The following is a 13,235-nucleotide window of genomic DNA, read 5'->3' as shown; positions in this document are numbered from 1 at the left end:
GAGGAAAATGCGTAAAGATGCAAAAAGACGGCGGATAATGGGAGGAAAATGAAATGGACGTTCTGTTCAAGGGCGCGGCACTGGTTGCGATGTTTGCCGTGGCGATTGTGCTCATTATCGGCCTGCGCAATATGATGCGCGGCGGCGACGGCAATTTTTCAAACAAGATGATGCAGCTCCGCGTTCTGTTGCAATTTATCGCGATTGTGCTGATCGTTGCAGCCATCTATTTCGCACGCCAAACGAGCGGGCAGTAATATGGTCAGGCTTAACAAGATTTATACCCGCACCGGCGATGACGGCACAACGGGTTTGACGAGCGGACCACGGCGGTTGAAATCGGATTTGCGGGTTGAATCCTATGGCACGGTCGATGAAACCAATGCCTGTATCGGCCTTGTCCGCATTCACACCGGCATAGAGCAGTATGCTCCAATTGATGCGATGCTTGCGCGTATTCAGAATGATCTGTTCGACCTTGGAGCTGATCTCTCGACGCCGGATGATGGACAGCCGCTAAGCTATGAGCCGCTGCGTATCGTTGCTCAGCAGGTCAGCCGGCTTGAAGCGGATATTGATGAGTTGAATGCCGATATTCCGCCGCTGCGCTCTTTCATTTTGCCGGGTGGTTCGTCGGCGTCTGCCGCACTGCATCTGGCGCGCACCGTTTCACGCCGTGCCGAGCGTCTGATGGTGGCCCTTGCAAAAACTGAGGGCGAAGTGGTGTCAGAAGAGGCGTTGCAATATATCAACCGTCTTTCCGATTTCCTGTTTGTGGCAGCCCGCGCCGTTAATGAAAACGGCGCAAGCGATGTCTTATGGGTTCCGGGCCAAAATCGATAGGCATTGCCGTGAGGACGGTCTGCGAATGGCGTTCTGCTTGCGCTTCGGTGCTCACTTACTTTAAGTAAGCTCCGCTCCGATGCTCGACAGACCACCATTTTCGCCGCGGCCTGACGACAATGTGCGTTGCGGCTGGATTTAGACGCCGCGCTTGTTACCCCAGATCAGCACATGAAGCTGGGGCAGCACATGGGCTTCAAACCAGCGGTCCGCCATGACTTTGTCGATCAGCCACTCCATGCGATGCATGATGCCGTCCATATCGATCCGCGCATCGTCATCCTCAGGTGGTGGCGGCGTGTGATTGCCCGGCTGAAGATAGACGGGCAAATGCGGGTGACGTGCTGATGCGCCCTTCGCAAAGGCATAATCGGCATCATCAAAGACCACAAATTTAAGTACTGTTTTCGGCTTTGAGCCTGCCGCATTAATGGAGGCGGCGAGTGCCGCCCAATCGGTTTCCATGCCGCTTGAAGGCGGCTTTGGGCTTAAAACCAGCGTATCGAGTTTGGAAAACCAGTCCTTTGCCACCGAGCCCTGCGTTTCCAGCGCGAAGCGATAGCCTTGTGCGTGACCATGATCGATAAGGGGTGCCAAAGGCTGTATGGCGGGGTTGCCGCCAGAAAGTGACACCGTTATCGGCTTTTTACCCGAAAGTGTCGTCACTTCGCGCCAAATTGCATCAACGCTCATCGGTTGCCATTCATGGCGAAAGCGGCTCTCAACCGCGTGCAGACTGTCACACCATGCGCAGCGGTAGTCGCAGCCGCCCGTGCGCACGAAAACAGTTGGCTCGCCGCTCAATACGCCTTCGCCCTGAATGGTTGGACCGAAAATCTCGCTGATGCGGATTTCGGGGTCGGTTGTCATGTCCGATACCCGGCCTGATATCCAGGTCTGTATTCCGCCCATGTCTTTGGCGTTTCGCTGACCCGTATTGCCGAAACTTCCTGCCAACGCGCCTTGCACCAGTCATAAAGATGACGCGCCAGAAATTCTGCGGTCACGCGATTATGGCCAAGCACATCATTGAGATGCCGGTGATCAAGCTCGTCATCGATGTAACGCTTGAGGGGTGTTAGCTCGTGATAATCCCGCACAAAGCCGTTTTCATCGAGATCGGATGCGGAAAGCTCGACTTCGACAATGTAGTTATGCCCATGCAGGCGTGCGCATTGATGATCGGCGGGCAGATCTGTCAACTGATGCGAAGCGGAGAAATGGAATTCCTTGGTGATACGAAACATCAGGCGCTCCTTTTCTCGATTGCGGCACGCCAGAAATCTGCATCCTCATAGCGGGTAGGATCTGTGACGCCCGCCAGATGAAAAGCCTCGCGGCGTTCCACGCAGGTGCCGCAGCGTCCGCAATGATGCTCGCCGCCTTTGTAGCACGACCATGTTGCCTCAAATGGGGTCCTGTGTTTGGCACCATCCACAACGATGTCGCTTTTGGCTTTGTGCACATAGGGTGCAAGCACGCGGATGTCGGCATAGCCGTCAAGCGCATGGTTCTGCATGGTCTGGAAAGCATTGATGAAGCCGGGGCGACAATCGGGATAGATGAAGTGATCGCCACCGTGAACGGCAAGGGCCACCGCATCTGCCTTCTGGGCCGCCGCCACACCAAAGGCAATGGTCATCATGATGGCATTGCGGTTGGGAACGACGGTGATTTTCATGGTTTCTTCGGCATAATGGCCATCGGGCACATCAATATCGTCGGTCAATGCCGAGCCAGAGAGGCTCGTACCGATCGGGCGAATATCGATGATCTGATGAGGGATATTGAGCCGCTCCGCGCAAGCTGCTGCAAAGTCGAGTTCTTTTTTGTGTCGTTGACCGTAATCGAAAGAGATCAGGCCAGTGAGTTTATGTTCTGCTGCGATTTTATGCGCGAGCGAAACAGAGTCCAATCCGCCAGAGCAGATGACGAGCGTTTTCATCGTTTGTGTCCTTGTTTTGACCGGGTAGGCTGCGACCGGATGTTTACGCGCTTCTCCTAACCCACAAGATTGGGGTTGTAAACGCTATGAAAGTGGGAGGAGGCACGCGTGAGAGAGAAGAATTCAGACAGCGTTGCTCCGCGAATATGAAATGCGATGCGGGTTAGTGCGAAATGGGAATGACCATCTGTAACAATAAGTTCATTTAAATCGATATTGCTGCCCATCCGTGATTGACGTGCACGTCAACCGTCTTTAGGTTTCGCTCCGGTTCCTGATGCTGCGGGGAAAGGCTGATTTCACGGCGTTTCTGTCAGCAGCGTTTTCATGTCGGATTCTGACATGCGGGCAGAAATTCACGGCGGCATAGTCGTGCCGCAAAAGTCATTGAAGAGGTAATCGCGGATGAAAGTCCTTGTCGCAGTTAAGCGGGTTGTAGATTACAACGTAAAGATCCGTGTTAAGGGTGATGGCTCAGGCGTTGAGCTTGCCAACGTCAAGATGTCGATGAACCCGTTTGACGAGATTGCAGTTGAAGAAGCGCTGCGTCTGAAAGAAGCGGGCAATGTCTCGGAAATCGTTGTGGTCTCGATTGGCCCTGCACAGGCGCAGGAAACCATTCGCACGGCGCTGGCCATGGGTGCTGATCGCGGCATTCTGGTCAAGGTTGACGACACCGTCGAGCCGCTTGGCGTTGCCAAGGTTTTGAAGGGCGTTGTCGAGGCCGAGAAGCCGGACGTTGTGTTCCTTGGCAAGCAGGCAATTGACGACGATGCCAACCAGACCGGCCAGATGCTTTCAGCACTGCTCAACTGGAGCCAGGCGACATTCGCGTCGAAGGTTGAACTGGGTGATGGTTCAGCCAAGGTCACACGCGAAGTCGATGGCGGTCTTCAGACCATTGATGTGAAACTGCCTGCGATTGTGACGGTCGATCTTCGTTTGAACCAGCCGCGCTATGCTTCGCTGCCAAACATCATGAAGGCCAAGAAGAAGCCACTTGATGAAAAGTCGCCTGCCGATTTTGGTGCTGATATTGCGCCGCGTCTTAAGGTCTTGAAGACCGAAGAACCGGGTGGCCGCAAGGCGGGCGTCAAGGTCGGTTCGGTTTCCGAACTGGTCGAGAAGCTTAAGGCTGACGGCGTACTCTAAGGGAAACCCGTGAGGCCCGTCTGCAAATGGCGTGGTGCTGCGCTTCTGGTGCTCACGTACGAAAAGTACGCTCCGCTCCGGTTCTCGCACCCCACCATTTTCGCCAAGGCCTGACAGATTTCCGGCACCTGAGTTATAAGGAACACACACATGGCTATTCTTCTTATTGCCGAACACGACAATGCAAGCCTTTCCGATCAGACTGCAAAGGCACTGACTGCTGCTGCCCAGATCGGTGGCGATGTTGATATTCTGGTTGCTGGCAAGGGTGCGCAAGCAGCCGCTGATGCAGCTGCAAAGCTTTCCGGTGTGCGCAAGGTTCTGCTGGCTGAAAGCGATGCATTGGAAAACCGTCTTGCTGAGCCATTCGCTGCAGCTATCGTTGAACTCGCAGGAAACTACGACACGATCATTGCACCAGCCACTACTTCGGCAAAAAACGTGCTGCCACGCGTTGCAGCACTTCTTGATGTGATGCAGCTGTCGGAAATCATGGAAGTTGTGTCCGCTGACACCTTCAAGCGTCCGATCTATGCAGGCAATGCGATCCAGACCGTGCAGTCGACTGACGCCAAGAAGGTCATTACGGTGCGTACGGCTTCGTTCTCTGCAACGGGCGAGGGCGGTTCGGCTTCGGTTGAAAGCGTGAACGCTGCCGCTGATCCGGCATTGTCGAGCTTTGTGGAGAATGCACTTTCGGGTGGTGATCGTCCGGAACTGACCTCTGCCAAGATCATCATTTCAGGCGGACGTGCGCTTGGATCGTCAGAAAAGTTTGAGGAAGTGATCCTGCCGGTTGCCGACAAGCTTGGTGCAGCAGTTGGTGCATCGCGTGCGGCGGTTGATGCGGGTTATGCACCAAACGACTGGCAGGTTGGCCAAACGGGTAAGGTGGTTGCGCCTGATCTTTACATCGCAGTCGGCATTTCAGGTGCCATTCAGCATCTGGCTGGCATGAAAGACAGCCGCGTGATTGTTGCGATCAATAAGGACGAAGAAGCACCGATCTTTCAGGTGGCCGATTATGGCCTCGTCGGTGATCTCTTCACCGTGTTACCGGAGCTTGAAAAGGCTCTGTGAGTTAAAAGGCGGCAGGGATGACCTGCCGCCTTCTTCTTTTAGTCCAGCGATAATGGCGGGTTGGGCGGCAAATGCGTTGGTCTTGCATTTTTCACCTTTAGCTGTCTTGTTAGATGGGCATTTCGATAAGCGTGAATGCGCAGCATGAAGGAGTTGGTACTGTGGCAATCAAGGCAGTGGGTATTGTTGGCGCGGGTCAGATGGGCAGTGGCATTGCGCATGTCTGTGCATTGGCAGGTTATGATGTTCTCCTGCATGATGCGGACGCGGGTCGGCTCGAAAAGGGTATTGCCACGATCAACGGTAACATGGCGCGACAGGTGCAGTCGGGTAAGCTCGAAGAACAGCAGCGCGCTGATGCGATGAAGCTGATCCGCGCCGCCAATGCCATGCAGGATCTGGCGGGTGTCGATCTGGCCATTGAGGCAGCAACCGAAGACGAAACCGTCAAGCGCAAGATTTTTGCGCAGCTTTGCCCTGTGCTTAATCCCGAAGCCATTGTTGCGACCAACACGTCATCAATTTCGATCACGCGTCTTGCATCGACCACGGATCGCCCGGAGCGGTTCATCGGCATTCACTTCATGAATCCGGTACCGGTGATGAAGCTGGTGGAGCTGGTGCGCGGTATCGCGACTGAGGAAGACACATTCCGCAAGTCCAAGGATTTTGTAGTTGCTCTCGGCAAGACCGTCACTGTTGCCGAAGATTTCCCGGCCTTTATCGTCAATCGTATTCTCTTGCCGATGATCAATGAGGCAATCTACACGCTTTACGAAGGTGTCGGCAGCGTGGAGGCGATTGATACGGCGATGAAGCTTGGCGCCAATCATCCGATGGGGCCATTGCAGCTTGCCGATTTCATCGGTCTTGATACCTGTCTTTCGATCATGCAGGTGTTGCATGACGGTTTGGCGGATTCAAAATATCGCCCATGTCCGCTTTTGGTAAAATATGTGGAAGCCGGGTGGCTGGGCCGCAAAACAGGTCGCGGTTTCTATGATTACCGCGGAGAGCATCCGGTTCCGACGCGTTAAGAGAATGAGTTTTCATAGATTAAGCCGGTGTCTGCACACCGGCTTTTTTTGTGACAAGATTCCCACGCCTGTGGAAAACCTGAATATCCTTACCGTTAACTTAACCTTAACCATGAGGCTTCAGGAGTTATTCATCTTTAATGGTTAAAGTTTTCATTAAGATGTTCGGAAGCGATAAGCATTTTATTGAACCTTTGAGGTACAATGTCGGACATCATTTTCGAGCAGCAAATTCGTGATGAGGTGAAGACGATGAACATTATCGTTCAGCTACGTGACAGCGTTAACGTCATCCGTGAATTCGTCGCACCAAGCTACAGGCCCGAGCGCCATTATATGCGCGGACCTGGCCCGGCTTGCGCGGCACGCACGGTAAACTAGAGCGCGTTTCGATCTGACTTTATCAGATCGGCGCTCTCATTATCTGTTCTTACGCGCATCCCGAAAACCGTTTCACACTTTTCGGGATGCGCTCTAATCCCTGAACTCGCTTTGATTTCAGGCAACAGAAAAGCCAGAGTGGGTGACCACTCTGGCTTTTTGTTCATGTCTCTTTTTGGTTTTATTCCAGACCTTCGAAAAGTGCTGTCGAAAGATAGCGCTCTGCGAAGGATGGAATGATTATCACAATGTTCTTGCCTTTGTTTTCAGGGCGTTTGCCGACTTCAATGGCCGCAGTCAGCGCTGCACCGGATGAAATGCCGACCGGAATGCCTTCAATACGCGCGATTAGACGCGAGTTGGCAAAGGAATCTTCGTTCGAGACCGTGACGACTTCATCATAAACACCCGTATCGAGCGTCTTTGGTGCAAAGCCTGCGCCAATGCCCTGAATTTTATGTGGGCCGGGTGTGCCGCCGGAAAGAATTGGAGAATCTTTCGGTTCGACAGCAATCACTTTGAAGGATGGCTTACGTGCTTTGATGACCTGACCAACGCCGGTGATCGTGCCGCCGGTGCCAATGCCTGAAATCAGGATATCCGCTTCGCCATTGGTGTCGTTCCAGATTTCTTCAGCGGTGGTCAGGCGATGAATTTCAGGATTGGCCGGGTTTTCAAACTGCTGCGGAATGATCGCATTCGGATTACCTTCGGCAATTTCCTCGGCCTTGGTTATAGCGCCCTTCATGCCTTTCGCGCCTTCGGTCAGAACGAGTTCTGCGCCGAGCAGCTTGAGCAGTTTGCGGCGCTCGACCGACATGGTTTCAGGCATCGTCAGCACAAGGCGATAGCCCTTTGCTGCGGCTGCAAATGCCAATGCAATACCGGTGTTACCGGAGGTTGGTTCTACAAAGACTGTTTTGCCGGGAACTGCTTTGCCCTGCGCTTCCAGCGCTTCAATGAGCGCCAGACCGATACGATCCTTGACGCTTGCTAAGGGATTGAAGAATTCGAGCTTTACCAGCAGGTTGGCTTCAACGCCGTTTTCCTTGGCAAATTTGTCGATGCGAACCAAAGGCGTGTTGCCGATCGTATCGAGAATGGAATCATAGATGCGACCGCGACCCGCAGTCTCACCGTTTTTTGCGCCAAGGGGCTTGCTCATGGAATAATCTCCTTCTGTCTGAAGCGAAGTTTATGAGGAAATGGCGCAAAAGCATAGCTGGGTCTGTGCTTTCGACTGCATAAAATTGGAATTATATTCTTTAAAGATGGTAGACGTAGAATATAATTCCAAATTATGTGGTATCGGTCTTCCACTTCAATTTGATCCGCATCAATGCTCATTTCGTGCAATACGCGCAAGATCGCATGACGATCACAAATGGAGGCATAAGCATGTATAAGTCTATTCTCATCGCAACCGATGGTTCTGAACTTGCCCTTAAAGGCGTGGAGCAGGGACTTGCTCTTGCACATCAAATTGGATCGAAGGTGGTATTCGTAACAGTTACCGAACTTCTGCCGTCGTATGGGATTGTTGTTGCTGCCGAATGGGCTTCCAGTCCTGCGGCTTTTCAGGAATATCGTGAGGCTATCGGTAAAGCGGCTGCCGACCTGCTTGCTAGTGCAAAGGAAAAGGCTGAACGCGCAGGCATCATCGCTGAAACTCTGCATATTGAAAACCAGTCTCCCGCACAGGGGATTGTCGAGGCAGCCAAGCACAAGCATTGCGATCTGATCGTGATTGCGTCGCATGGACGACGGGGCGTTAACAAGCTGCTTTTGGGCAGTCAGGCTGCGGAAGTGCTTTCATTGAGCGCGGTTCCGGTCTTGGTGATCAAGTAGATCGCACAATCTACGTTACAACACCATTCAACAAAGCAATAAGATTCCCCAAAGTCTCTGCTAAGCTGCTCTCGCTCAATTTATTGAGCAGGAGAAAATTTCACAGGAGACAAACATGACCGCGCCACGTCCAAGCAAGACAAGCATCGGCAATCATGTGCTGCATCCCGAAACCCAGATGCTCAATTATGGCTATGATCCTGAGTTGTCTGAGGGTGCGGTCAAGCCGCCAGTGTTTTTGACGTCGACCTTCGTTTTCAAAACGGCTGAAGACGGGCGGGATTTCTTCGATTTTGTTTCCGGGCGCAAAGAACCGCCAGCGGGTGTCGGGGCCGGACTTGTCTATTCGCGCTTCAACCATCCCAACAGTGAGATTGTTGAGGATCGCCTTGCTGTCTACGAGGGGACGGAAAGCTGTGCTCTTTTTTCATCCGGCATGTCGGCGATTGCAACCACGCTGTTTGCTTTTGCGCGGCCCGGTGATGTGATCCTGCATTCGCAGCCGCTTTATGGTGGCACTGAAACATTGCTTGCTAAAACGTTCCATAATTTTGGTGTTGAAGCTGTGGCTTTTGCCGATGGTGTTCGTGAAGCTGCAGTTGAACAAGCAGCCGAAGAAGCACTGCAAAAAGGACGCGTCTCGGTCATTCTGATTGAAACGCCTGCGAACCCGACCAACAGCATCGTGGATATTGCAGCCATACGCCGGGTGTCGGAAAAAATCGCTGCGAAGCAGGATGGTCACCGTCCTGTGATCGTTTGCGATAACACCTTGCTTGGCCCGGTTTTCCAGCGACCGATTGAACATGGCGCCGATATTTCGCTTTACTCGCTGACAAAATATGTCGGCGGTCATTCCGATCTGATTGCCGGGGCTGTTCTGGGGGCAACAGCCGTCGTCAAGCAGGTCAAGGCGCTGCGTGGTGCTATTGGAACGCAGCTTGATCCGCACTCCTGCTGGATGCTGGGTCGCTCGCTTGAAACGCTTGGCATTCGTATGGAGCGTGCGAACAACAATGCGCGCGCGGTTGCTGATTTCCTGCGTGTGCATCCCAAGGTCGAAAAACTGCACTATCTTCCTTTCGACGATGAGAATTCAGCGGTTGGGCAATTGTTCAAGCGGCAGTGCACCGGCGCAGGTTCGACATTTTCCTTCGACATTAAAGGCGGACAGGCAGCAGCATTCCGTTTCCTCAATGCGCTGCAAATATTTAAGCTGGCTGTTAGCCTCGGTGGAACGGAATCACTTGCAAGCCATCCGGCAGCGATGACCCATTCAGGCGTTCCGGCAGACGTGCGCGAGCGAATTGGCGTGCATGAATCAACCATTCGCCTGTCGATTGGCATTGAGCATCCCGATGATCTGATTGCAGATCTCGCGCAGGCTCTGGAAGCAGCTTGATCGATATAAGGAGGAAGTGGTGCGGGTGGTCGGAATCGAACCGACACTCCTTGCGGAACCGGATTTTGAGTCCGGCGCGTCTACCAGTTCCACCACACCCGCACGTAACTGCCAAAGCAGTTTGATATGGTCCAAAAACGGACAGCGGGGAGGGATATACCGGCTAAACGAAACAAGGTCAATCGCCCTCAAGCGGCTTCACTGATTATAGTTTCAGGTTTTTCCGCGAAGTGAATATGGCTGCCTTAAGCTGTAAACATGTATTCGCGTTAGCGCCGAAGATTGTGCTCGACGATGTTCCAGCAGACCAGAAATGCAATAAAGCCCAAAACGATGAGATCAAGTGTTTTCAGATAAGAGAAATATTCCAACATAGCGCATCTCCTTCCCATAGGAGGCGCTGTGGTTTTTTTTGAAGCAGCGAAAGAGGGGCACGTTGATGCATATACTTGATGGATCTTGAGTAAAACTCAAAAACAATCATGTCAGACCCTCATTTTTCGCCCGCAAAAATATATTTCAGGCGCTCTCCCAAGACAAATGATACCACAGCTTGATGATTTCTCAAGTAAATGTGCTGCATTTATTTCCGCTCTGTGAAGTTGCGGATGCGATTTCGAATGATACGGGTGAGATTGCGTGTACGCTGATAGAGATGAATTTGCGCTGCTGCCTGCCGAACATTCTTGTCTGCGCCGGGATGAAGGCCCACCACAAGTGTTTCGATGGTTTCATGCTCTTTAAACAGGCGTGACATGACCGGATGATCCGGTACGGCGCAAGAATCAGTGCGTATGATGTTGGGGTCTTCCAGATGATTTTTAACCACCTCAATCATCAGCAACATGCCGGGTGAATAGGCTTGAAGCGTTTCATCATAGGCGGTTTTCCAAGTCCATGCTTCGCCTGAAACTGTGAAGACGATCAGAATGGCAATCACGCGGCCATCAAGTTCAAGCGTATGGATTCGCACGCAATCACGCTCGGCAAGATTGTTGACTGCTTCACGCGCGAAAGCCGCACGGAAACGATCAACCGCCATTGCGGTGCCGCGACGACCTTTCCATCCACTGGCTTCCAACGTCAGAAAATGTTCGAATGCAAAACGCACTTCATCGGGTGTGCGGGCGATGCAATGTTTGAGTTCGCCTTTGTCTGCGAGACGGCGCCATAGGCGGCTATATTCTCGGCGGTGATGCGGACCGATGGCTTGTTTAACATAAGTTTCGCCATCAAGATTGCTTTCAAGGAATGGCCGTTCCTTGTGTTCAATGGAAACGATGGGCAATTGTCGTCCGACCGCAACCGAGCGGATAAGCTTTGCAACCGGACCATCGGCGCGCATTTCTGGCAGAACGAGAACTTCCGGCATTCTGATATGATCACGAGCCAGAATATCGAACAGATCTTCAAGAACGCCCAAAGGATCGTCGTGATCAATCAGCGGTGTGCCCTGCGGACCGAATGGCGTGGCCCAGGCACGAATAACCGGCGATGAAAGCGGAAGGCCGGGACGTTCGATCGTATAGGGCATGACGAAGCGCAGGCGGCTGCGCAGTTCGTTTTCATCACGCATAACCATGAAACGCACTTCACGATCTTCAAGACGTGGCATTGCGGGCGCAAGAAAGCGTGCATTGAAGAAGATATTTGGCTCAACCGTGCGGCTGCTTAGGTGATCAAGTTCGTCGCGCAATTCAAAGCCAGCCGATGCGCCATAGATTGCGAGCTTGCGCGGAATCGCACGGCTGTTGAGGCTTTCCTCCAGCCGCTTCGTTGCATCCATGGCTGGAACGGTTTCGGAGAGTTGCGAAATGATGCGTGCGGTGTGTCCACCTGCGGATTCCTCAAGCAAGGGTTTTGCGGCCATTACAAAGTCTCCTCAGAGGCATTGGCGCGAGCATCCGGTCTACGATTTCGCGGAATAAAAATGAACATAGTGATTTGCATTGTGCGGTGCACGGCGGTCGAAAGCAGAGCGGCTTCAAGAACCATCGAAAAAGCGGTCGAGAATGCCGCTCCCATTAGACCAAAACGTGGAATGAGAATGAAGTTGAGGGTAACATTCACGGCGAGTGTGATTGCATAAAGCAGGGCGCAGATATTCTGCTTGCCTGACATGTTGAGCAGGCTTTCGGCAGGGCCGACGCTTGCACGCGCAATCACACCGATAATCAGGATGAACAGAAGCGGATAGCCTTGCGTGAAAGCATCGCCAAAAAGCATCAGCAGCGGATAGCCCGTTGCGAGAATGACAAGACCCAGAAACAGTGTCGGCCAGAATGTCCAGCGGGTCGAGGCTTCTGCAAAATCTGCAAATTCGGTGTGGTTGCCACTGTGTAGAAGCTCGGAATAGCGCTGTGCAACACTTGCCTTGACCGCAAAATAGACGAAATGTGCCAGCGCCATGATTTTGGTGGTAGCAAAATAGATGGCCACATGCTGCGGGTCCATGGCGTGACCGACCATCAGCACATCGACATTGATCAAAAGAAAGAAGAAGCCTTCGACGAAGAAGATCGGCAGCGCAACCTTCATCCATTCGCCCAACCGTATTTCCTTTTCCCCGGACGGAATGTCCATTGCAAGCGAGCGATCAAGTGTGAGCAATTGGGCGATTGTTGTGAGCCAAGTCGCGATTATGGAAATGCCAAGCGCTGTTACCGCCGTTGAAGGCAGTCCCGCCGCATGCGCCGTGATCATGAAAATAAGCACGAGAAGCGGACGGATAATGTAGCTCGGCGTCAGCGCCATCATGATCCAGGTGCGCGAGCGGGCAATGCCATCGAGCATATTACCAAGCGCAATCATTGGCAGACAGATAAAACCAAGAATAAACGGAATAAGATAATAACCTTCGACGTGATCTTTGAAGGCCAACAGCAAGACCGCGCCGAGGAGCGCTATTGCTGTTGCTGACACTGCTGCAAAAAGGCGACCTGTATAAAGGATGCCGCGCAACGGTTTGAACAGATTGCGTTGAATATATTCCGGCACATAGCGGATGATGGTGGTGTGCAGGCCAAAGCAGGCCAGATCACCGATGATAATCATTGTCAGCCAGACAAGTACGAAAATGCCGTACTGGAATTCGCCCATCCAGCGCGCGAGAATGACCTGCGAAAGAAGAGCAATTGCTGCACTTGCGACGCGCACGGAGAAAGCCAGCAGCGATGAACGCTGAGCGCTCGCTTGTGATCCTTTTCCCAGCAAAATAGCATCGGCGAACTCCGTCAATGGACGAAGCCTCGTTGCGACCCTGCCGGGCAAAACCCGGCTCGCTGCTTTCGCGGCAGAAAAACGCACTCGTTGCCAACCCTGTTATTGCGATCCCTGATTTAGGTCCGCTATTTCTGATGACCTATGGAGCCATCTTTTAATTGCATTCGGTATTTTGCCGCTCTGCAATGGCCGAACATTAGATGCCAGTTCTTTATAAAGGTAAAAAGAAACGTCCCCTCCTGTCAAAGGGAAGCCAAATTCTAAAAAATGGTAATTACTTTGTGAATATATCAGTGCTTGCTCAAGTTCTGATTAAAGAGGCGCT

The 13,235-nt window shown here is 52.6% G+C and carries 14 protein-coding genes and 1 tRNA gene; 8 read left to right on the top strand and 7 right to left on the bottom strand.

The genetic code is table 11. The features are described 5' to 3' along the window. Nucleotides 1-53 precede the first annotated feature (53 nt). Nucleotides 54-257, top strand: a complete 204-nt coding sequence (locus tag CEV31_RS04350; protein WP_094505670.1) for a twin transmembrane helix small protein — start codon at nucleotides 54-56, stop codon at nucleotides 255-257. A 1-nt stretch (nucleotide 258) separates the two neighbouring features. Then, the gene (locus CEV31_RS04345) at nucleotides 259-843 is read left to right on the top strand and encodes a cob(I)yrinic acid a,c-diamide adenosyltransferase (RefSeq protein ID WP_094505669.1); all 585 of its coding nucleotides are present in this window, start codon (nucleotides 259-261) and stop codon (nucleotides 841-843) included. A 138-nt stretch (nucleotides 844-981) separates the two neighbouring features. Here the strand turns inward: CEV31_RS04345 and queE are convergent, their stop codons facing one another. The 3 genes from queE to queC are packed head-to-tail and all read right to left on the bottom strand — an operon-like array spanning nucleotide 982 to nucleotide 2,788. Then, nucleotides 982-1,713, bottom strand: a complete 732-nt coding sequence (gene queE, locus CEV31_RS04340; protein ID WP_094505668.1) for a 7-carboxy-7-deazaguanine synthase QueE — start codon at nucleotides 1,711-1,713, stop codon at nucleotides 982-984. Further along, entirely contained in the window at nucleotides 1,710-2,090 is a 381-nt protein-coding gene (gene queD, locus CEV31_RS04335) for a 6-carboxytetrahydropterin synthase QueD (protein WP_094505667.1), read from the bottom strand. The genes queE and queD overlap by 4 nt, the downstream gene beginning before the upstream one ends. After that, nucleotides 2,090-2,788 carry a 7-cyano-7-deazaguanine synthase QueC gene (queC, locus tag CEV31_RS04330; protein WP_094505666.1) on the bottom strand — a complete coding sequence of 233 codons (699 nt, stop codon included), beginning with the start codon at nucleotides 2,786-2,788 and terminating at the stop codon, nucleotides 2,090-2,092. Before queC ends, queD begins: the two co-directional genes overlap by 1 nt. A gap of 405 nt (nucleotides 2,789-3,193) precedes the next feature. On the opposite strand from queC, the gene CEV31_RS04325 reads away from it, so the two are divergent. The 4 genes from CEV31_RS04325 to CEV31_RS21040 all read left to right on the top strand — a co-directional run bounded on the left by CEV31_RS04325 (nucleotide 3,194) and on the right by CEV31_RS21040 (nucleotide 6,438). Beyond that, nucleotides 3,194-3,940: an electron transfer flavoprotein subunit beta/FixA family protein gene (locus tag CEV31_RS04325; protein WP_094505665.1), complete on the top strand. Its 747-nt coding sequence runs from the start codon at nucleotides 3,194-3,196 to the stop codon at nucleotides 3,938-3,940. Between the two features lie 150 nt (nucleotides 3,941-4,090). Beyond that, entirely contained in the window at nucleotides 4,091-5,020 is a 930-nt protein-coding gene (locus CEV31_RS04320) for an electron transfer flavoprotein subunit alpha/FixB family protein (RefSeq protein ID WP_094505664.1), read from the top strand. Nucleotides 5,021-5,181: 161 nt separating this feature from the next. Continuing rightward, nucleotides 5,182-6,057, top strand: coding sequence for a 3-hydroxybutyryl-CoA dehydrogenase (locus CEV31_RS04315; protein ID WP_210190882.1), 876 nt, complete (start codon nucleotides 5,182-5,184; stop codon nucleotides 6,055-6,057). A gap of 204 nt (nucleotides 6,058-6,261) precedes the next feature. Further along, a complete protein-coding gene (locus tag CEV31_RS21040) occupies nucleotides 6,262-6,438 on the top strand; it encodes a hypothetical protein (RefSeq protein ID WP_169717306.1) in 177 nt (58 codons plus the stop codon). A 181-nt stretch (nucleotides 6,439-6,619) separates the two neighbouring features. Here CEV31_RS21040 and cysK read toward each other — a convergent pair whose 3' ends face one another. Next, on the bottom strand, nucleotides 6,620-7,603 hold the full coding sequence (cysK, locus tag CEV31_RS04310; protein WP_094505662.1) for a cysteine synthase A: 984 nt from the start codon (nucleotides 7,601-7,603) through the stop codon (nucleotides 6,620-6,622). A gap of 233 nt (nucleotides 7,604-7,836) precedes the next feature. Here cysK and CEV31_RS04305 point away from each other — a divergent pair, with 233 nt between their 5' ends. Both CEV31_RS04305 and CEV31_RS04300 read left to right on the top strand, forming a co-directional pair. Next, nucleotides 7,837-8,286 carry a universal stress protein gene (locus tag CEV31_RS04305; RefSeq protein WP_094505804.1) on the top strand — a complete coding sequence of 150 codons (450 nt, stop codon included), beginning with the start codon at nucleotides 7,837-7,839 and terminating at the stop codon, nucleotides 8,284-8,286. A 115-nt stretch (nucleotides 8,287-8,401) separates the two neighbouring features. Then, nucleotides 8,402-9,688: a cystathionine gamma-synthase family protein gene (locus tag CEV31_RS04300; protein WP_094505661.1), complete on the top strand. Its 1,287-nt coding sequence runs from the start codon at nucleotides 8,402-8,404 to the stop codon at nucleotides 9,686-9,688. 17 nt (nucleotides 9,689-9,705) lie between these two features. Here CEV31_RS04300 and CEV31_RS04295 read toward each other — a convergent pair. The 3 genes from CEV31_RS04295 to CEV31_RS04285 form a co-directional block, all read right to left on the bottom strand. Beyond that, nucleotides 9,706-9,790, bottom strand: a tRNA-Leu gene (locus CEV31_RS04295). A 481-nt stretch (nucleotides 9,791-10,271) separates the two neighbouring features. Further along, nucleotides 10,272-11,558: a type IV secretion system effector crotonyl transferase BspF gene (gene bspF, locus CEV31_RS04290; protein WP_094505660.1), complete on the bottom strand. Its 1,287-nt coding sequence runs from the start codon at nucleotides 11,556-11,558 to the stop codon at nucleotides 10,272-10,274. Continuing rightward, nucleotides 11,558-12,994, bottom strand: a complete 1,437-nt coding sequence (locus tag CEV31_RS04285) for a lipopolysaccharide biosynthesis protein (protein WP_094505659.1) — start codon at nucleotides 12,992-12,994, stop codon at nucleotides 11,558-11,560. Before CEV31_RS04285 ends, bspF begins: the two co-directional genes overlap by 1 nt. Between the last annotated feature and the right edge of the window lie 241 nt (nucleotides 12,995-13,235).

This window comes from Brucella thiophenivorans (assembly GCF_002252445.1).
Taxonomy (GTDB): domain Bacteria; phylum Pseudomonadota; class Alphaproteobacteria; order Rhizobiales; family Rhizobiaceae; genus Brucella; species Brucella thiophenivorans.
The sequence above is the reverse complement of the archived record's forward strand: the minus strand, read 5'-3'. Positions and strand labels throughout refer to the sequence as shown.

What these genes read in the sequence shown, in the direction of transcription:
- queE (WP_094505668.1), bottom strand. Translation starts at nt 1,713, where the DNA reads ATGACAACCGACCCCGAAATCCGCATCAGCGAGATTTTCGGTCCAACC.
- CEV31_RS04300 (WP_094505661.1), top strand. Translation starts at nt 8,402, where the DNA reads ATGACCGCGCCACGTCCAAGCAAGACAAGCATCGGCAATCATGTGCTG.
- CEV31_RS21040 (WP_169717306.1), top strand. Translation starts at nt 6,262, where the DNA reads ATGTCGGACATCATTTTCGAGCAGCAAATTCGTGATGAGGTGAAGACG.
- queD (WP_094505667.1), bottom strand. Translation starts at nt 2,090, where the DNA reads ATGTTTCGTATCACCAAGGAATTCCATTTCTCCGCTTCGCATCAGTTG.
- CEV31_RS04350 (WP_094505670.1), top strand. Translation starts at nt 54, where the DNA reads ATGGACGTTCTGTTCAAGGGCGCGGCACTGGTTGCGATGTTTGCCGTG.
- cysK (WP_094505662.1), bottom strand. Translation starts at nt 7,603, where the DNA reads ATGAGCAAGCCCCTTGGCGCAAAAAACGGTGAGACTGCGGGTCGCGGT.
- CEV31_RS04305 (WP_094505804.1), top strand. Translation starts at nt 7,837, where the DNA reads ATGTATAAGTCTATTCTCATCGCAACCGATGGTTCTGAACTTGCCCTT.
- bspF (WP_094505660.1), bottom strand. Translation starts at nt 11,558, where the DNA reads ATGGCCGCAAAACCCTTGCTTGAGGAATCCGCAGGTGGACACACCGCA.
- queC (WP_094505666.1), bottom strand. Translation starts at nt 2,788, where the DNA reads ATGAAAACGCTCGTCATCTGCTCTGGCGGATTGGACTCTGTTTCGCTC.
- CEV31_RS04320 (WP_094505664.1), top strand. Translation starts at nt 4,091, where the DNA reads ATGGCTATTCTTCTTATTGCCGAACACGACAATGCAAGCCTTTCCGAT.
- CEV31_RS04325 (WP_094505665.1), top strand. Translation starts at nt 3,194, where the DNA reads ATGAAAGTCCTTGTCGCAGTTAAGCGGGTTGTAGATTACAACGTAAAG.
- CEV31_RS04345 (WP_094505669.1), top strand. Translation starts at nt 259, where the DNA reads ATGGTCAGGCTTAACAAGATTTATACCCGCACCGGCGATGACGGCACA.